Source organism: Mucilaginibacter rigui, from assembly GCF_014773275.1.
GTDB lineage: Bacteria > Bacteroidota > Bacteroidia > Sphingobacteriales > Sphingobacteriaceae > Mucilaginibacter > Mucilaginibacter rigui_A.
The window spans coordinates 20,049-37,806 of the sequence record NZ_JACWMW010000006.1 but is presented as its reverse complement, the minus strand read 5'-3'; the positions used below and the strand labels follow the sequence as shown (position 1 = coordinate 37,806).

Below are 17,758 nucleotides of genomic sequence, written 5' to 3'. Positions count from 1 at the left end.
TCTGCGTTTTGTTACTATTGCTTATTATAGTAAGTAAAGTCCTTATGCTGTATCTCCTGCTCGGGCAGTGATTTAAAGTATTCATAAGTAATTTTCAACCCCTCGCTGCGCGATACTTTTGGCTCCCAGCCCAAAATGGCCCTTGCCTTGGTAATATCAGGGCGGCGTTGTTTAGGGTCGTCTGTTGGCAGGGGCAGGCTTATCATTTGCTGATCGGTACCGGTTAGTTTGATGATCTCCTCCCCAAACTCGCGGATGGTTATTTCATCAGGGTTACCAATGTTCATAGGTTGTGCGTAATCGCTATGCAGCAGGCGGTAAATGCCTTCTATCAAATCATCCACATAACAAAAAGAGCGGGTTTGCGACCCATCACCAAACATGGTTAAAGGTTCGCCACGCAGGGCCTGGCCAATAAAAGCAGGTAATACACGGCCATCATTGAGGCGCATACGCGGGCCGTACGTGTTAAAGATCCTTACAATACGTGTTTCTAAACCATGAAACGTGTGGTAGGCCATGGTGATAGATTCCTGGAAGCGTTTTGCTTCGTCATACACACCACGCGGGCCAACTGTATTTACATTACCCCAGTATTCTTCGGGTTGCGGGTTAACAGTAGGGTCGCCATAAATCTCTGATGTTGAAGCGATAAGCATCCTGGCTTTTTTAGCCCGTGCCAGTCCCAATAAATTATGTGTGCCTAACGATCCTACCTTTAGTGTTTGGATCGGGATTTTCAAGTAATCAATAGGGCTTGCCGGCGATGCAAAGTGCAGGATATAATTTAATTCGCCGGGTACATACACAAACTTGGAAACATCATGGTTGTAAAACTCAAAATTTTCCAGTTTAAACAGGTGTTCAATATTGCGCAGGTCGCCGGTTATCAGGTTATCCATGCCAATAACATGGTAATCTTCTTTAATGAACCTGTCGCACAGGTGCGACCCCAAAAAGCCTGCGGCCCCTGTTATTAAAATACGTTTGCGTTGTGCCATTAGCTAATTATTTTTCTGCCGATACTGTTGTAATAGAACCCAAGATCTATCATTTTTTGAAGGTCGTAAAGGTTACGGCCATCAAATATAACCTTACTTTTCAATAGCTCGCTTATCTTGTCAAAATCAGGCGTGCGGAAGGCCGACCATTCGGTAACGATCAGCAATGCATCGGCATCATTTAATATCCCGTAAGCATCGGCGCCGTAGGTAATCTTATCGCCAAGCAGGGCTTTTACGTTTTTCATCCCTTCCGGGTCGAACACACTGATGGTTGCACCCTCTTTTAACAGCTCATCAATGATATATAAAGCCGGGGCTTCGCGGATATCATCAGTTTCGGGTTTAAAAGCGAGGCCCCACATGGCAAAATGTTTGCCTTTAAGGCCATCTTTATAGTATTTTTTTAGTTTTTGCACCAATACTTTTTTCTGGATCTCGTTAACTTCCATTACCGAGTTAAGGATCTTGAAATCGTATTTGTTCTCTTCGGCCGATTTGGCAAGCGCCTGCACATCCTTAGGGAAACAGCTGCCGCCGTAGCCAATACCCGAAAACAGGAAACGATTGCCAATACGGTTATCAGCACCAATACCGCGGCGCACCATATCCACATCGGCGCCCACCAGTTCGCAAAGGTTGGCTACCTCGTTCATAAACGATATTTTGGTTGCCAGGAAAGAGTTGGCGGCGTATTTTGTTAATTCAGATGAGCGCTCATCCATAAATATTACCGGGTTACCCTGGCGTACATATGGCGCATAAAGTTCGCCCATTAATTTGCGTGCGCGTTCGTCAGTAGTACCAACAACTACACGGTCTGGTTTCATGAAATCCTCAACAGCTACACCTTCACGTAAAAATTCCGGGTTTGATACTACTGCAAATTCAACACTGGTGTTTTCATTCATTACAGCAGTAACCTTATCGGCAGTACCAACCGGCACTGTAGATTTTGTTACGATAACTTTGTAGTCGGTTACCAGTTTGGCAATATCTTTTGCTGCGCCTAAAACGTAGCTCAGGTCGGCAGAGCCATCACCACCCGGAGGCGTTGGCAAAGCCAGGAAAATGATCTGTGCATCGGCAATGGCATCGGCCAGGTTATTGGTAAACAGCAACCTTTTTTGGCTGATATTACGGTGAAAAAGCAACTCGAGGCCAGGTTCATATATAGGAAGCTGACCCTCCTGCATCATTTTAACCTTTTGCTCGTTAATATCAACGCAGGTAACCTGGTTACCGGTTTCTGCCAAACATGTACCTGTTACCAGGCCAACATAACCTGTTCCAACAACAGCTATTTTCATAAATACTTTTTGTTATTAATGTTATTACTTTTATGCCCAACGAAGATAATAATACAAATCTAAAAAATGCTTGTACTATATAACATCGGTATACTCTTATACTACACGCTTGTGTATATAGTTTCACTTTATAAAAATAAAGCCAAACTATGGATAAAAGGCCGTAGCGGGCAGCATGTGCAACCGTTAAAATCAAGTATTTGGTTCCATTTTGCTTCGTTAGGCGAATTTGAACAGGGCCGGCCGGTTTTGGAGGCTGCTAAAAATGATTACCCGCAACACAGCATAGTTGTAACTTTTTTTTCGCCTTCGGGATATGAGGCCCGCAAAAACACCCCCCTTGCCGATGTTGTGTATTATTTACCCCTTGATAGGGCTGCTAATGCACGTAAATTCATTAGCACAATAAACCCGGTGATGGCCATTTTTACCAAGTACGAATATTGGTACCACTTTTTTAACGAATTGCACAAAAAACATGTGCCGCTTTATATTATATCGGGCATCTTCCGGCCCGGGCAGGTATTTTTTAAATGGTATGGCGGCCTGCACCGTAAAATGCTGAAAATGGTTACCTGGTTTTTTGTGCAGGATATCCCATCTAAACATTTACTGCACGATGTTGGCATTACCAACGTAACCATAAACGGCGATACCCGGTTTGACAGGGTATGGGCCAATGCGCAGCAGCCGAAATCGCTAAAGTATGTAGCTGAATTTAAGAGTAACCAAAAATTGTTTATTGCCGGCAGTACCTGGCCTGCTGATGAAAAGTTGATAGCAGAGTTAATTACTCAGCACCCCGACTGGAAATTCATCATTGCCCCGCATGAGATTGGGGAGGATAAAATAAGCGGATTGGTTAGCTTGCTGCCAAAAGAAACTACTATCAAATTCTCCGGCATCTCACATCTCACATCTAATATATCTTATCTAATTATCGATAACATCGGTATGTTATCATCCCTTTACCAATATGCCGATATAGCCTATATAGGTGGCGGCTTTGGCGCGGGTATCCACAATACGCTGGAAGCCGCGGCTTTTGGCATGCCGGTAATATTTGGCCCCAAATACGATAAGTTTAAGGAAGCGCGTGACCTGGTGGAATTAAAGGCCGGGTTTAGTATTAGCAGCCAGGATGAATTAAATACTGTTGCAGGAGTATTAATGACCGATGAAGCTGCCCGGTATACAGCTGCTATTGCTGCAAAAAATTATGTGCAGCAAAATGTGGGTGCTACTGCGGCGATTATGAAGTATATTAAGGAGCGGCATTAATATATTAACCACAAATAACACAGAGAAAAACCACAGAGGTCACAAAGAAAAAAATCTCCTTGTCCTTTGTGAAACCTTCGTGCACTTTGTGGTTAAATAACCAACAACCAAAACCCAAACTAACCTAACATTTTCTTAATATTGCCGCAATGGGCTTTTTGGATATCCCCGGCTTAGGTGTGGCACACTATCATGAATACGGCATCGGCAGTAAACCCATGCTGGCCTTCCACGGGTATGGCATGACGGGGAGGCAATTTCACGTGCTCGAAAAATCCATACTACAAGCATATCACGTTTATGGTTTTGACCACTTTTTTCATGGCGAAAGCAAATTAAATGGCTGGACAGAGCAGCAAATACTCGCCGGTATGCCCCGGGCAATGGTGAGCGAATATGTGGAGGAATGGTTTAAACTGCATGGCAGACAGCGTTTCTCTGTAATGGGTTATTCCATTGGTGCCAACATTGCGCTGATTTTGATTGAGGAATATGCCGATCTGATCGACGAAGTGATACTTATGGCACCCGACGGCCTTTCGGTTTATAAAGGTTTTGAGATATTATTGCACAAGCCCTGGGGGCGCTATATGTTTAAAAACGTTACCAAAAGCAAATGGCTGGCCCCAACCATGCTTAAAAACCTGAAAAGAGTAAAGTTTATTGATGAAAGCCTGTACCAGATAGCTTATAATGAAATTGATACCGAACAAAAACGGCAGGATGTTTATTATACCCTAAACCTCATCCGTTTGTTAAAACCCGACACCGTTAAAATAGCCGCATTGATCAATCAGCACCACATAAAATGCCGGTTGATATTTGGCAGGCACGATAATTTGTTCCCGATGAAGGCTGCTTTGCCATTTATTGGCAGTATTGAAAACGCCGAAGTGCACGAAGTAGCTATGGGGCATTGGCTGGTTACCAAACAATTGGATGAGTATTTAGTAAATTTACAGCAATGATACCCGCCCGCAGAATAAAACTTTTTAGTAACTGGTTTGCCATATACATGCGCTACCGCATGCGCCGTGCCTTTAACCGGCTGGTGGTAACGCCATTCGCCCCAAAACCGGGGCATTCCGTTTTGCTGCTTTGTAACCATTTTAGCTGGTGGGATGGCCTTTGGGGCAATTACCTGGCCTACTGGCACCTTAACAGGCACCTGTATATTATGATGCAGGAAGACCATCTGCAAAAGCGGATGCTGCTAAACCTTTTTGGCGGCTTCTCTATCAACCGGTCATCGCGCGAGATGATCAAATCGTTGCAATACGCGGCAGGCCTGCTCAACGACCCTGAGAACCTGGTGGTGGTTTTTCCGCAGGGCGAACTGATATCAAACCATACTACCGAAATTAAGGTAGAGAAAGGCATTGAGCGCCTTATTAAAAATATAAAAGGCCCATGCCAGATAGTTTATAATTGTGCACTGATAGATTATTTTGAAAGCCTTAAACCATCCGTGTTTTTTCATTTATACGATTGCGGCGTAGCCGGCGAGGTAACCTTCGATGAACTGATTACCCGGATAAATACCTTTCACCAGCACGCGTTTAAGGCGCAAATAGATGTGGAGCATTAAGTATGATATATCCACAGAAAAATAAACTTATTAACTGGTTCTTCCATAATTACATCCTGCGGATTGTTAAGGGCAATTTTAAGGAGGTAAGGTTTGATGAAGTAGAAGTGGATAAAAATAGGTCGGTGCTTTTACTGGCCAATCACTTTAGCTGGTGGGATGGCTTCCTGATGTATTATATTAACCACCAGGTTTTAAAAAAGCGCTTTCATGTAATGGTAATTGAGGAAACCGTACAAAAAGTTTCTTTTTTTAAATATGTGGGTGCGTTCTCGGTAAGTAAAAACTCGCGCGATATGCTGGCTTCGTTAAAATACGCCGCCGAATTATTGAATGGTCCCGAAAATATGGTGCTGATATTCCCTCAGGGGAAACTATATTCTAATTTTACTGATGAGGTAAATTTTGAAAAAGGGTTATCAAAAATAATGTCGGCGGCAGCAGGGAAATTCCAAACTGTAATGGCAGCAACATTTATTGAGAACCTGCAATATAAAAAACCAACAGCGAGCGTTTATTTAAAGGCAATTGACGAAGTGAATAACATGGAAGAAGCACAAAAATTATATCAGCAACATTATGATAGTGCCAAAAAACAGCAAAACAAAATAACTGTATAAAAGTGATCACAGCCCTTTTAGTAACCTTTATTTTTTTAATACTGCGCTTTACGGTTACACTGTTCAATTTTTTATCCAACCCTAAATTGCCGCGTATAGGCAAACATTATGAGGATAAGGTATCAATCCTTATTCCCGCCCGTAACGAGGCTGATAATATACTTACCTTGCTGCAATCCATAGCTCAACAAAATTATCAGAACTACGAAGTAATAGTATTGGATGATAACTCAGCAGACAATACCTTCGCGCTTTGCGAGGAATTTGCCCGGTCGCACAAAAACTTTAAAGCCATAAAAGGGGAGGTTTTACCTGCAGGTTGGCTCGGTAAAAACTTTGCCTGCTATCAACTGGCCCAACAAGCCACGGGTAGTTATTTTTTGTTTTTAGATGCTGATGAAAAAATAGGGGACGGGTTAATAAATAGCGCTATCCACCGCATGAACCTGCGGGGGTTAAGCCTGCTGAGCCTGTTTACCAACCAAACCATGGTAACCACCGGCGAAAATATGGTAGTGCCCTTGATGCATTATATATTATTGAACTTACTACCCTTGCGGCTGGTTTACCTGGTTAAAAGCGCCGCTGTTGCCGCAGCCAGCGGGCAGTTTATGCTGTTTAATGCCGAAGATTATAATAATTACCAGTGGCACCAACAGGCCAAAAATAAGGTGGTAGAGGATGTAGAGATCATGAAGCTGGTAAAAACATCCAAACTAAACGGTGAGGCCCTGTTAGCCAATGGCATGATAAGCTGCCGCATGTATAAAAGTTATAACCAGGCCGTTAACGGGTTTGGCAAAAATTTTTTAGCCGCATTTAATTATAACGTATTTGGCTTTTTAATTTACCTGTTACTTATCATCGGCGGCCCGGTGGTGGTGGTTATGACCATGAATCCGAATTTCATCGCTATGATGGCAGGGCTTATTATGCTCAGTCGTATTATGATTTCGTTAACAGCGGGGCAAAATGCATGGCTTAACTTACTTTTGCATCCAATACAAATGCTGAGCCTGTTGCTCATCGGTATTACATCAATACAAAAATATCTTACCAAAACCACCGTATGGAAAGGCCGAAAGATCTGAGCATTTCACCACGTATAGCCATCATTATTATTATACTGTTCCATGTAGTTGGCCTGGTTGGCTTATCAGTGCCGGTTACAAGAGCGTTGTTCTTACAAATAGTGCCGTTCCATTTACTATTAATGCTGGGGGTAGTTACATTGGGGCATCACAAACTCAGCAGCCGGTTTGGCATCTTTATCCTCATTGTATTCTGGCTTGGTTTTATTGCCGAATGGGTGGGAGTGCATAAAGGCTGGTTATTTGGTAGTTATACTTACGATGAAACGCTTGGCGTTAAACTATCCGGCATCCCGCTAATGATTGGGGTAAACTGGTTTTTGCTGATCTACGCTACCGGGGTAACCCTGCAGCGCAGTCGGCTAAAAAGTGCTTTCTTCAGGATAATAGCGGGCGCAGGATTACTGGTTTTGCTTGATGTTTTAATAGAACCCGTTGCCATTAAGTTTAACTACTGGCACTGGAACAGTGGTAATATCCCCTTGAAAAATTACGTTTGCTGGTTTTTGGTAAGCGCCGTTATGCTTTATATTTTCGAGCTCTTTAACTTTAAAAAACAAAGCATTGCAGCACCAGTGTTATTAGTAACAGAGTTTGTGTTTTTTGGGTTGTTGAATTTGGTGATATATTTATAATTACTCGTTATTGCGAGGTACGAAGCAATCTCTTTAGAATAGCTATTAACCATGTTAATAGGCCTAATGCTGAACTGAAGCGGATACCGGCCTTGTGCCTAAGGCCTGTAGCAGTATGAGCGAAAAGCCCGGGCCGCAGGCAGCGCCCTTAGTATATCAAACCTTCATAACAGATAAAACATTTCAACAACTTAAACGATCATATAAACTTTACACACGCCTTATATCTAATTTTAGAATTTAGCGTTTAGAATTTAGTATTTTTGTACCACAATGGGTAATTATCAGCTACAAGTTACTATAGATCAGGATTCGGGCTTTTGCTTTGGGGTGGTTTATGCCATTGATATGGCCGAAGAGATACTGGCCGAAGATGGTTACCTGTATTGCCTTGGCGATATTGTACACAACGATGAAGAGGTTGAACGGCTTAAAGCGCAGGGCCTGCGTATTATTGAACATGCCGAACTGGCGAACCTGCGTAACGAGAAAGTACTGATCCGTGCGCATGGTGAAGCGCCCGAAACGTATAAAATAGCTTTAGAGAATAATATTACACTGATAGATGCATCGTGCCCGGTGGTTTTAAAACTACAAAACCGTATCAAAACTTCGTACGATAATAAAGAACAGATATTGATATTTGGTAAGCATGGCCATGCTGAGGTTGTAGGCCTGCAAGGGCAAACCAATGGCGATGCCCTTGTTTTTCAGGATATTGCCGAACTGGATGATGCCGACCTGCCATCGCGTTTTACACTGTACAGCCAAACCACTAAAAGCATGGATAAGTTTTACCATGTAAAGGATGAGTTGATCTCTCGCGGTTATGAGGTTAAGGCCAATGATACTATTTGCCGCCAGGTAAGCAACCGCGATAAAGACTTGCCTGCCTTTGTTGTGAATTTTAACAAAATAATTTTTGTATCGGGCAAAAAATCATCAAACGGAAAAGTTCTTTACGAAGTATGCCGTAAGCACAACCCCAACACTTATTTTGTATCATCTATATCCGAACTGGATAAAAGTATGTTCAACCCCGGCGATAAAATAGGCATAGCCGGCGCCACATCAACCCCCATGTGGCTGATGCAACAAATAAAGGCCGAACTGGAAAGCTATTGATATGAAAAGGTTAATGATAGCTTTGCTTGTACTGTTTTGTGCATGCAAAAGGCAATCAAACAACTACCTGTACCGGGTAGAGGATACGTTAAGTGGGGCGTCAGGCTATATAGATGTCCGTCACGATACTGTTATTCCCCTGGGCAAGTATAAAATATGCTATACCGATACTTTTAAAAAAGTTGCATTTGTTGTAAACCGGCAGAACCGATTAATAGCAATAGATAAACACCAAAACGTATTATTTGAACCTTATTTATTTGATAACGGGCCCGACTACGAAGTTGAGGGCTACTACCGCATAATAAAAAATAACAAGCTTGGTTATGCTGATACTAACGGGCGGGTGGTTATAAAGCCGCAATTTGGCTGCGCGTATCCGTTTAAAAAAGGGCGGGCCAAAGTAAGCTTTAATTGTAAAACGGTACCCGCAGGCGATGAGCATTTTGCCTGGGAGAGCAGCGATTGGTTTTATATAGATAAAACAGGCAAACGCATTAATTAGTTATAAAGCCAGCATGCTATTTGCTAATAATATATACTCCCTATACAGACGGGATTAAAAAGGATACTTTGCAAAGATCACCATCATATACCGGGTTATTTATTGCCTTGCTGGTTATTGGCAGTTGGGTTACATCAACTATATTGCTAATGCAGTGGCGGGTTAATTTTACAAATCCATTGTTATACCTGTTTGTTTTATTGCAGATGCATTTATACACCGGCCTGTTCATTACGGCGCATGATGCTATGCACGGTACCGTTGCACCCAATAAGTATATAAACAACGCAGTGGGTTTTATTTGTACAGCCTTGTACGCATCGTTCTGGTACCCTAAGTTATATACTAAACACCACCAGCACCACAACCATGTACATACCGATGGCGACCCGGATTACCACAACGGAGGCTTTTTTAGCTGGTATACAAGGTTCATCCGTAATTACTTGTCCATTTGGCAAATTGTGGTGATGGCCGCATTGTTCAACATCTTTAAGATATGGGTGCCACAGCCTAATTTGATCTTATTTTGGGTGGTGCCATCGTTAATGAGCACTTTGCAGCTATTCTATTTCGGCACATATTTGCCTCATAAAGGAGAACACGATAACAAGCACCAGTCGCGAAGCTTAAAGCGTAATCATTTCCTGGCATTTTTTAGCTGCTACTTTTTTGGGTACCATTACGAACACCATGATGCACCGTGGGTACCCTGGTGGAAATTGTGGGCAACCCCACAGCCCCCTGAAGGGCGGGCTGAATAAGCGTAGCTACGGTATCATCATTTTGCAATAATGACTGCCGTCACAATTGGTTAGGGTGTTTTTTATTACATTTGCACCTCTTATAAATTATGGCAAAAAAGGGAGTTTTACTGGTAAACTTAGGTACACCGGATAGTCCGTCGACAGCGGATGTACGTAAGTATTTAAACGAGTTTTTGATGGATGGGCGCGTTATTGACATTAACGCCGCTTTGCGTACTGTTTTGGTAAAAGGGGTTATAGTGCCTTTTAGGGCACCAAAATCTGCAAAGCTTTACCAAGCCATCTGGGATAAAGAAACCGGTTCGCCGTTATTGCATTACAGCTTACTACAGCAGGCAGCTTTACAGCAGCGCCTTGGCGATGGCTATATGGTTGAGCTGGCCATGCGTTACCAAAGCCCATCTATCGAATCGGCCTTACAGCGTTTAAAAGATGCTTTGGTAAGCGATATCCAGGTGATCCCGTTGTTCCCGCAATATGCATCGGCAAGTACCGGTTCGGTGCAGGAAAAGGTGATGGACCTGATAAAAGATTGGCAAACTATCCCCACTATCTCATTCCTTAACTCGTTTCATGATAACGAACTTATGATAGAGACCTTTGCCGATAACGCGCAGAAGTATAACCCCGATAGCTACGATCATATCCTGTTTAGCTTTCATGGGTTACCGCAGCGACAGCTAAAAAAATGCGATCATACCAACAGCTATTGCCTGAAGGTTGATGGTTGCTGCAGCACATTAAATGATACCAACAAATTGTGCTACTCGGCACAATCGCATGATACCGCGCGACTGATAGCCAATAAGATGAACCTTCCGAAAGAGAAGTTCACCGTTTGTTTTCAATCGCGCCTGGGCAGCGACCCATGGGTGCAGCCTTATACAAGCGAGATAATTGCCCAACTGGCCAAAGAAGGGAAAAAACGCCTGTTGGTATTTTGCCCGGCCTTTGTTGCCGATTGCCTGGAAACTGTTTATGAAGTAACTACCGAATATGGCGACGAGTTTAAAGCCCTGGGCGGCGAACATGTGCAGTTGGTGGAAAGCCTGAACGATTCTCCAAAATGGATTGAAGCGCTGGAGAAAATGGTTTTGGAGGGATAGCTTTCCCCGCACGTTATTGCGAGGTACGAAGCAATCTCAGAACTATGCATGGTAGCTTTCCATATCCGGAGATTGCTTCGCACCCCGATTTTATTTCGCCGTTGTTGGTATTGTCACCAACAACTTTAGTTAGGTAGTAAACAAGCATGGCGGCTTGTTGGTGACAATACCAACAACGGCGGGTAAACTTGCATAATGAACAAGATTTCTCGTCGCTGCGCTCCCCTCGAAATGAACTGTTTTTATAAAAGAGGGTGATGGTTAATTTATTACACCGCTCACTATCTTAGCCGATAGCAAACAAAGCGGTATCCCACCACCGGGATGCACGCTTCCCCCGCAAAAATATAAGCCTTCAACTTTTGACGATTGGTTAGCATGCCTCAAGAACGCCGCGAACTGGTTGTTGGAGCTGGTGCCATATATTGACCCCTTGTATGATGATGTCCTGCTCTCTATACTGCGCGGGTCGAGGATGCTTTCGTTAACAATTAGGGGGGGCAGATCTTCTCCTAACAAACGGGATAGCTTGGCGATGATATTAGTCCTTGCATCGGTTATCAGCCTCTCCCAATCCTGCCCGTTATTGGCGGGTACATTGATCATTACAAACCAATTCTCACAACCATCCGGTGCATCATCCGGTTTTAATTTCGAGCTTATATTGAGATAGACAGTAGGGTCGTGGTAAATATCCTGTTGTTGCCAGATGTGCTTAAACTCGGCCTTGTAATCAGCACTAAAAAATATGTTATGGAGATCAAGCAAAGGGAATTGCTTTTTTATCCCCCAGTAAAATATCAATGCCGAACTGCTGCGCTCCTGGTTTAGGGTTTTCTTCGGGTGCAGTTGCGGGTGTTTACTCAACAAGCGGTTGTAAGTAAACCATATATCCATGTTTGATACTACCACATCAGCCAATACATTTTCGCCTTTTGCACGGATGCCTTTAGCTTTACCGTTAATCACAACAATTTCATCCACCTTATAATTGTAATAAAACTTTACGCCCAACTCCTCTGCCAGTTTTACCAGGCTTTTGGTGATGCTGTACATACCCCCATCAGGGAAATACGCGCCGAAATGATGCTCTAGGTGTGGTATCACATTTAGAGTGGCAGGCGCCTGGTATGGGTTGGAACCATTATAGGTAGCATAGCGGTCAAAAAACTGTACTACACGCTTATCTTTAAATCCTGATGCATTAGCCTTGTGCATTGTGCGGAACGGATCAATCTGCGGGAAACGGAATATCGATCTGATAGTATCCCACCGCAAATAAGTTTTCAGCCTGTGCAGCGATCGCTCTAAAAAAACATGATTGGTAATGCTGTAAATATCCCGGCTATTGGCCAGATGTTTTATAACGGCTGTGGCAGGTTCGCCGGTTTGTGTTTCTATCTCTTCAGCGAACTGTTTGGTGTCGGCATAAGCGCTTAGGCGTGTGCCATCCTCGTAAAAGTATTTGCAAACAACATCCAGCTTTTGGTAGGTAAAGTAGTTGGCAGGGTTTTTACCGGCCAACGCAAAAAGTTCATCAACATATTGCGGCATAGTGAACAGGCTTGGCCCGGCATCAAAGCGGTATCCACTTTGTTCAAATTCCGAGAGTTTGCCACCCGGGTAACCATTTGCCTCATAAACATTAACCGCATAACCCTTAACCGCCAAACGGATAGCCGTAGCTATGCCCGCTATACCGGCACCAATAATTACAGCTTTTTGTTGAGGCATGGGGGTAAAGATAAGAAGAACCCTCGCAGTGATGGTAAAAAAAATGTCATTGCGAGCGATAGCGTGGACAACCAACCGTGGGGAGCTCATTAATGCCTTGAAGTAAAATTAAATTTATTAATAATCTCAGCATTTCCGCTTGTACTGTGAGGTTGCCACGTCGCTACGCTTCTCGCAATGACATAGTTTTTAAATGTTAAGGCTTACACATGCACCCCCTCAGCGATTTCCTCAATAGTCTTTTTATTGAAGGCCTCCAGGTCGGCAGGGCGGCGACTGGTCACTAAACCATTATCTGTTACTACTTCTTCGTCAACCCAATCAGCGCCGGCGTTCTTCAGGTCGGTTTGCAGGGATGGGTAAGAGGTAAGCCTGCGGCCTTTCAGCATGTTGGTTTCTATCAGCAACTGCGGGCCGTGGCAAATTGCTGCTAATGGTTTGCCTTCGTCTAAAAATGCTGAAGCAAAAGCAACGGCATCTTTATTTTGGCGCAGCTTATCGGGGTTTAGTACGCCGCCGGGCAATACCAGCGCGTCATAATCATCCGGACTAACATCACTCAGGTTTTTGTCTACATCAACCTCAATGCCCCATTTGTCTTTATCCCAGGCTTTTATTTTGCCACTTTTTGGTGATACAATGTGCACGGTTGCACCCGCGGCTTCCAGTGCTTCCTTAGGGCTGGTTAATTCAACCTGCTCAAATCCTTCTTCGGTAAGTATTGCTACTTTTTTATTACTTAAATCAGCCATAACTGTAGTTTTTTATAGATTATACATTTAGATGTATATTAACTACAGATGATATTTTTTATAGTTTTAAGAAATTTAAGATTTGGCTAACTTTTCATCTTCTCAAAATACTGCCCGTTAAATTTATAGGTAATGAATTTCGTGGTTACCTTACCTTCGCTACCTATAAGCGGTATTTTTATTGTTTTGGTTGCAGCGTCAAAAGTAATGGTAGGCCTTAGTTCAAATGCTATATCAACCACCGAGAAAAAATCATAGCTATAGTAGATCTTACTTTTTAAGCCCGACTGGGTTTTAATAATCTTTGTATCGCTGTTTAAGTTCCCATTCTCGATAGAAAATATCCTGATGCCCGTTCCCACATCTTTGGTAGAGTAAATGGTATTATATATACCCAGGTAATAAGTTTTGCCACCCGTTTTAAACGTGTATAAATTAGAGTAGAATGGAATATAGTTGTCCTGATTGCTGGTTAACAAAGTAGCTTTGGTTACCTGCCCGTTTTTATATTGCATCAGGTTAGAAAAATCGCGCATGGTGCCACCCATCCAGGTTTCCCATGAGTAGATCCTGAACAAACCATCATCAGAGGTGAAAATATCCAGGTGGGCTTTCTTTAACGAAGTGAATGGCTCGGCAATAGTTGATGGATATTTTATAGCATAGCCCTTTATTTTAGAATCGAACACATCGTTTGCTGTTTCCAGCGAATCGCTTGCCCCATCAACCCCTTTGCGCTGCTTATCATCCCAATACTCCAATTTTTTGAACGATCTTAACAGATCGGCCTCAATAGCTTTTGCGCTTTGCGCAAATGAAGTTGCCGAAATAAAGCAACAGGCAACGAACAATGATATTTTAAGAGTTTTCATTGAAATAAAAATAGGGATAATCATCAGATCATCCCTATTAAATATGTGGTGAAAAACAAATCTCTAACTACGCCTCTACAGCCTGCCCAATCAGGTTTTTAGCAGCTAAATACTCCGCAATTTGTACCGCGTTGGTAGCGGCGCCTTTACGCAGGTTGTCAGATACTATCCAGCAGTTAAGGGTGTTGTCCTGTGTTTCGTCCCGGCGAAGGCGGCCTACAAAAACTTCATCCTTGTCGTGCGCGTCAAGCGGCATTGGGTATTTAAGGTTTGCGGTATCATCCACAACCACAATACCCGGCGAGTTGGCTAATAGCTGGCGTACTTCGCTCAGGTCAAAATCGTGCAAAAATTCGATGTTTACAGATTCTGAGTGCCCACCCATAACCGGGATGCGCACGGTAGTTGCAGTAACTTTGATGCTATCGTCGCCCATTATCTTTTTGGTCTCCAATATCATTTTCATTTCCTCTTTGGTATAACCGTTCTCGGTAAATACATCAATTTGGGGTATCACGTTCAGGTCGATAGTGTAAGGATAAACCATAGGCCCATCGATACCTTTACGCTCATTGAAAAGTTGTTCAACCGCTTTAACGCCGGTACCGGTTACCGACTGGTAGGTTGATACCACAACGCGTTTAATTTTATATTTATCGTGCAGCGGCTTTAAGGCCACTACCATTTGTATAGTTGAGCAGTTTGGGTTAGCGATGATCTTGTCATCAGCTGTTAAAACATCAGCGTTTACTTCGGGCACAACCAGTTTTTTGGTGGGGTCCATACGCCAGGCCGATGAGTTATCAATAACGGTAATGCCGGCTGCTGCAAAAAGCGGTGCCTGCTCTAATGAAGTGCTGCCGCCCGCGCTAAAAATAGCTACATCGGGCTTCATCTTTATCGCATCCTCAACAGAAACCACCTTAAACTGCTTACCCTTAAAAGTAATTTCTTTACCAATACTTTTAGCGGAAGCTACGGGAATTAATTCTGTAACGGGGAAGTTGCGTTCTGCAAGAACCTGCAACATTTTAGTGCCTACCAGCCCGGTGGCACCTACTACTGCGACTTTCATTTTTGTTGTGTGATTATTTAAATAAACTAAACTCCAAATATGCGAAAAATTTTCGTTTTATTCACCAGTTTGTCTATCAATTTAGTATATAAACCTTTGTTTTGGTAAAAATTAAAGGTTTTCATGCAAATTTTTACCTTTGTAGCCAAACGCGTGAATGCATGAGCGAAAAGATTTTAGTAATAGGCGCCAATGGGCAAATAGGTACCGAATTGGTAACTGCATTAAGAGGCATTCATGGTGCCGAAAACGTTATCGCATCAGATATAAACAGCCCTAATTATGCCATCCGTAACAGTGGCCCGTTCGAGTTTGCGAACGTGCTGGATAAAGATAACCTGCATCATTTATTTGATAAGCACCGCCCCACACAAGTATATTTATTAGCAGCCATATTATCTGCCGTAGGCGAACAAAAACCCAGGATGGCCTGGGACCTGAACATGACCGGCCTGCTGCATGTGCTTGATTTTGCCGTGGAGTTTAAAACCGCAAAAGTTTTCTGGCCAAGCTCTATCGCGGTATTTGGCCCGCATTCGCCGCAATATAATACGCCGCAATATTGCGTAATGGACCCTAACACGGTTTACGGTTTCAGCAAACTGGCCGGCGAGCGCTGGTGCGAGTATTATTTTGAAAAATATGGTGTGGATGTACGCAGCATCCGTTACCCCGGCCTTATTGGCTGGCGTGCCAATCCGGGTGGTGGCACTACCGATTATGCCGTGCATATCTTCCACGAAGCATTAAAGCAGGGGAAATACCAGGGTTTCCTGTCATCGCAAACGGCTTTGCCCATGATGTATATGGATGATGCCATACGTGCTACTATTAGCCTGATGGATGCCCCGGCAGAAAGCATCAAGATCCGGTCGAGCTACAACCTTGCCGGTATCAGCTTTACACCTGAGCAGCTGGCCGAAGAGATAAAGAAACACCTGCCAAATTTTGAAATGAGCTACACAGATAGCGACCCGAGGCAGGCAATTGCCGATAGCTGGCCAAAATCAATAGATGATACACAGGCGCAGCAAGACTGGGGCTGGGCTTTAGAGTACGATCTTCCGAAGATAACGGAGGATATGCTGACAAACCTGAAAAAGATTATTTAAACCCCCTAACCCCCTAAAGGGGGAATAGTTATATTTGAAAATTAAAAATTAAAATCCTTCTTCCCCTTTAGGGGGCTTGGGGGGCTACAAACAATATGGGAAGAGCATTTGAATTCCGTAAAGAAAGAAAATTTAAGCGCTGGGCTAAAATGGCGGTGCAGTTTACCCGTTTGGGTAAAGAAATAGTAATGGCGGTTAAAGCCGGCGGCAGCGATCCTAATTCAAACTCGCGCCTGCGTACAGCTGTGCAAAATGCCAAAGCGGTTAACATGCCTAAAGATAGGGTAGAAGCTGCCATAAAACGCGCTACCAGCCGCGATGAAAAAGATTACGAAGAAATTGTATACGAAGGATACGCGCAGCACGGTGTGGCTATATTGGTAGAAACTGCTACCGATAACCTTAACCGTACTGTTGCCAACGTGCGCAGCTATTTTACCAAATATGGCGGCACACTGGGTAAAACCGGTTCGCTTGATTTTATATTTAGCCGCAAATCGGTATTTACGTTTGACCCGGGCGACCGCGACCTGGAAGAACTGGAATTTGAACTGATTGATGCCGGCCTTGAAGACCTTTTTGTGGAGGCCGACGAAGAAGGGAACGACGTAGCTGTATTACACACCGCTTTTGAAGACTTTGGTAAAATGCAAAAAGCGTTGGAAGAGATAGGTATCGAAACCAAATCGGCTAAGCTGGAGCGTGTTGCACAATCAAACATATCGGTAACCGAAGAGCAGTCTGTTGATGTTTTCAAGATCATTGACCGTTTAGAGGAAGACGATGATGTGCAGGCGGTTTACCATAATATGGCGGAGTAACAAAGAAAATTGTCATTGCGGGGAACGTAGTGACGTGGCAATCTCTGACTGTGCAACTGAAGCGACCGGTTTTTGACTTTTGAATTTAAACTTTTGACTTAATACATCATGCCTCTATTCTCATCAAGCAAACAGGAAAAAAAAGTTAAGGTAACCTTTGCCAATGGTTTGCTTTTTGTTGAGAAACCTGATGGTAAGCAACAGGCGTTCCCGCTGGAGTGGTTCCCCAAATTGATGAACGCTACAGACGAGGAGCGCGAAGACTGGAAACAAACCCCAACCGGCATCCACTTTAATGCGCTGGATGTGGACGTGGCATTGTAGAATGTAGAATCAAGAGCCATTAATCAAGAACCAGGACTT

Annotated in this window: 19 protein-coding genes; 13 read left to right on the top strand and 6 right to left on the bottom strand. The window is 43.4% G+C overall.

The genetic code is table 11. From position 1 onward, the window contains the following. Positions 1–14 precede the first annotated feature (14 nt). Positions 15–1,001: a UDP-glucuronic acid decarboxylase family protein gene (locus tag IDJ75_RS19545; protein ID WP_191177342.1), complete on the bottom strand. Its 987-nt coding sequence runs from the start codon at positions 999–1,001 to the stop codon at positions 15–17. After that, positions 1,001–2,311, bottom strand: a complete 1,311-nt coding sequence (locus IDJ75_RS19540) for a UDP-glucose dehydrogenase family protein (RefSeq protein WP_191177341.1) — start codon at positions 2,309–2,311, stop codon at positions 1,001–1,003. The genes IDJ75_RS19545 and IDJ75_RS19540 overlap by 1 nt, the downstream gene beginning before the upstream one ends. Positions 2,312–2,377: 66 nt before the next feature. On the opposite strand from IDJ75_RS19540, the gene IDJ75_RS19535 reads away from it, so the two are divergent. From IDJ75_RS19535 to hemH, 10 genes are all read left to right on the top strand, one after another. Next, entirely contained in the window at positions 2,378–3,592 is a 1,215-nt protein-coding gene (locus IDJ75_RS19535) for a 3-deoxy-D-manno-octulosonic acid transferase (RefSeq protein ID WP_191177340.1), read from the top strand. A 149-nt stretch (positions 3,593–3,741) separates the two neighbouring features. After that, positions 3,742–4,560: an alpha/beta fold hydrolase gene (locus IDJ75_RS19530; RefSeq protein ID WP_191177339.1), complete on the top strand. Its 819-nt coding sequence runs from the start codon at positions 3,742–3,744 to the stop codon at positions 4,558–4,560. Then, the gene (locus IDJ75_RS19525) at positions 4,557–5,180 is read left to right on the top strand and encodes a lysophospholipid acyltransferase family protein (protein ID WP_191177338.1); all 624 of its coding nucleotides are present in this window, start codon (positions 4,557–4,559) and stop codon (positions 5,178–5,180) included. The genes IDJ75_RS19530 and IDJ75_RS19525 overlap by 4 nt, the downstream gene beginning before the upstream one ends. 2 nt (positions 5,181–5,182) lie before the next feature. Beyond that, positions 5,183–5,800, top strand: a complete 618-nt coding sequence (locus tag IDJ75_RS19520; protein WP_191177337.1) for a lysophospholipid acyltransferase family protein — start codon at positions 5,183–5,185, stop codon at positions 5,798–5,800. Between the two features lie 2 nt (positions 5,801–5,802). Then, a complete protein-coding gene (locus IDJ75_RS19515) occupies positions 5,803–6,891 on the top strand; it encodes a glycosyltransferase (protein WP_191177336.1) in 1,089 nt (362 codons plus the stop codon). Continuing rightward, on the top strand, positions 6,870–7,526 hold the full coding sequence (locus IDJ75_RS19510; protein ID WP_191177335.1) for a carotenoid biosynthesis protein: 657 nt from the start codon (positions 6,870–6,872) through the stop codon (positions 7,524–7,526). Before IDJ75_RS19515 ends, IDJ75_RS19510 begins: the two co-directional genes overlap by 22 nt. Before the next feature lie 273 nt (positions 7,527–7,799). Further along, entirely contained in the window at positions 7,800–8,651 is an 852-nt protein-coding gene (locus IDJ75_RS19505) for a 4-hydroxy-3-methylbut-2-enyl diphosphate reductase (protein ID WP_191177334.1), read from the top strand. Between the two features lies 1 nt (position 8,652). Then, complete coding sequence (locus tag IDJ75_RS19500) at positions 8,653–9,156, top strand: WG repeat-containing protein (protein WP_191177333.1); 504 nt, start codon at positions 8,653–8,655, stop codon at positions 9,154–9,156. Positions 9,157–9,224: 68 nt separating this feature from the next. Continuing rightward, on the top strand, positions 9,225–9,920 hold the full coding sequence (locus IDJ75_RS19495) for a fatty acid desaturase (RefSeq protein ID WP_224746689.1): 696 nt from the start codon (positions 9,225–9,227) through the stop codon (positions 9,918–9,920). Between the two features lie 89 nt (positions 9,921–10,009). Next, positions 10,010–11,029, top strand: a complete 1,020-nt coding sequence (gene hemH, locus IDJ75_RS19490; protein ID WP_191177332.1) for a ferrochelatase — start codon at positions 10,010–10,012, stop codon at positions 11,027–11,029. 261 nt (positions 11,030–11,290) lie between these two features. Here the strand turns inward: hemH and crtD are convergent, their stop codons facing one another. The 4 genes from crtD to IDJ75_RS19470 all read right to left on the bottom strand — a co-directional run bounded on the left by crtD (position 11,291) and on the right by IDJ75_RS19470 (position 15,462). Further along, complete coding sequence (crtD, locus tag IDJ75_RS19485) at positions 11,291–12,763, bottom strand: 1-hydroxycarotenoid 3,4-desaturase CrtD (protein ID WP_191177331.1); 1,473 nt, start codon at positions 12,761–12,763, stop codon at positions 11,291–11,293. 203 nt (positions 12,764–12,966) lie between these two features. Next, positions 12,967–13,515 carry a type 1 glutamine amidotransferase domain-containing protein gene (locus IDJ75_RS19480; RefSeq protein ID WP_191177330.1) on the bottom strand — a complete coding sequence of 183 codons (549 nt, stop codon included), beginning with the start codon at positions 13,513–13,515 and terminating at the stop codon, positions 12,967–12,969. 86 nt (positions 13,516–13,601) lie between these two features. Further along, positions 13,602–14,387: a hypothetical protein gene (locus IDJ75_RS19475; protein WP_191177329.1), complete on the bottom strand. Its 786-nt coding sequence runs from the start codon at positions 14,385–14,387 to the stop codon at positions 13,602–13,604. Positions 14,388–14,454: 67 nt separating this feature from the next. After that, complete coding sequence (locus tag IDJ75_RS19470; RefSeq protein WP_191177328.1) at positions 14,455–15,462, bottom strand: aspartate-semialdehyde dehydrogenase; 1,008 nt, start codon at positions 15,460–15,462, stop codon at positions 14,455–14,457. A gap of 161 nt (positions 15,463–15,623) precedes the next feature. Here IDJ75_RS19470 and IDJ75_RS19465 point away from each other — a divergent pair, with 161 nt between their 5' ends. From IDJ75_RS19465 to IDJ75_RS19455, 3 genes are all read left to right on the top strand, one after another. Further along, the gene (locus tag IDJ75_RS19465) at positions 15,624–16,574 is read left to right on the top strand and encodes an NAD-dependent epimerase/dehydratase family protein (protein WP_191177327.1); all 951 of its coding nucleotides are present in this window, start codon (positions 15,624–15,626) and stop codon (positions 16,572–16,574) included. A 95-nt stretch (positions 16,575–16,669) separates the two neighbouring features. After that, positions 16,670–17,395 (top strand): YebC/PmpR family DNA-binding transcriptional regulator, encoded by a 726-nt coding sequence (locus tag IDJ75_RS19460; RefSeq protein ID WP_191177326.1) that lies wholly within the window; start codon positions 16,670–16,672, stop codon positions 17,393–17,395. A 108-nt stretch (positions 17,396–17,503) separates the two neighbouring features. After that, positions 17,504–17,719 carry a DUF2442 domain-containing protein gene (locus tag IDJ75_RS19455; protein WP_191177325.1) on the top strand — a complete coding sequence of 72 codons (216 nt, stop codon included), beginning with the start codon at positions 17,504–17,506 and terminating at the stop codon, positions 17,717–17,719. Positions 17,720–17,758: the final 39 nt, after the last annotated feature.

What these genes read in the sequence shown, in the direction of transcription:
- IDJ75_RS19545 (WP_191177342.1), bottom strand. Translation starts at nt 1,001, where the DNA reads ATGGCACAACGCAAACGTATTTTAATAACAGGGGCCGCAGGCTTTTTG.
- IDJ75_RS19520 (WP_191177337.1), top strand. Translation starts at nt 5,183, where the DNA reads ATGATATATCCACAGAAAAATAAACTTATTAACTGGTTCTTCCATAAT.
- IDJ75_RS19475 (WP_191177329.1), bottom strand. Translation starts at nt 14,387, where the DNA reads ATGAAAACTCTTAAAATATCATTGTTCGTTGCCTGTTGCTTTATTTCG.
- IDJ75_RS19510 (WP_191177335.1), top strand. Translation starts at nt 6,870, where the DNA reads ATGGAAAGGCCGAAAGATCTGAGCATTTCACCACGTATAGCCATCATT.
- IDJ75_RS19535 (WP_191177340.1), top strand. Translation starts at nt 2,378, where the DNA reads ATGCTTGTACTATATAACATCGGTATACTCTTATACTACACGCTTGTG.
- IDJ75_RS19540 (WP_191177341.1), bottom strand. Translation starts at nt 2,311, where the DNA reads ATGAAAATAGCTGTTGTTGGAACAGGTTATGTTGGCCTGGTAACAGGT.
- IDJ75_RS19455 (WP_191177325.1), top strand. Translation starts at nt 17,504, where the DNA reads ATGCCTCTATTCTCATCAAGCAAACAGGAAAAAAAAGTTAAGGTAACC.
- IDJ75_RS19500 (WP_191177333.1), top strand. Translation starts at nt 8,653, where the DNA reads ATGAAAAGGTTAATGATAGCTTTGCTTGTACTGTTTTGTGCATGCAAA.
- crtD (WP_191177331.1), bottom strand. Translation starts at nt 12,763, where the DNA reads ATGCCTCAACAAAAAGCTGTAATTATTGGTGCCGGTATAGCGGGCATA.
- IDJ75_RS19525 (WP_191177338.1), top strand. Translation starts at nt 4,557, where the DNA reads ATGATACCCGCCCGCAGAATAAAACTTTTTAGTAACTGGTTTGCCATA.
- IDJ75_RS19505 (WP_191177334.1), top strand. Translation starts at nt 7,800, where the DNA reads ATGGGTAATTATCAGCTACAAGTTACTATAGATCAGGATTCGGGCTTT.
- IDJ75_RS19480 (WP_191177330.1), bottom strand. Translation starts at nt 13,515, where the DNA reads ATGGCTGATTTAAGTAATAAAAAAGTAGCAATACTTACCGAAGAAGGA.
- hemH (WP_191177332.1), top strand. Translation starts at nt 10,010, where the DNA reads ATGGCAAAAAAGGGAGTTTTACTGGTAAACTTAGGTACACCGGATAGT.
- IDJ75_RS19530 (WP_191177339.1), top strand. Translation starts at nt 3,742, where the DNA reads ATGGGCTTTTTGGATATCCCCGGCTTAGGTGTGGCACACTATCATGAA.
- IDJ75_RS19470 (WP_191177328.1), bottom strand. Translation starts at nt 15,462, where the DNA reads ATGAAAGTCGCAGTAGTAGGTGCCACCGGGCTGGTAGGCACTAAAATG.
- IDJ75_RS19460 (WP_191177326.1), top strand. Translation starts at nt 16,670, where the DNA reads ATGGGAAGAGCATTTGAATTCCGTAAAGAAAGAAAATTTAAGCGCTGG.
- IDJ75_RS19465 (WP_191177327.1), top strand. Translation starts at nt 15,624, where the DNA reads ATGAGCGAAAAGATTTTAGTAATAGGCGCCAATGGGCAAATAGGTACC.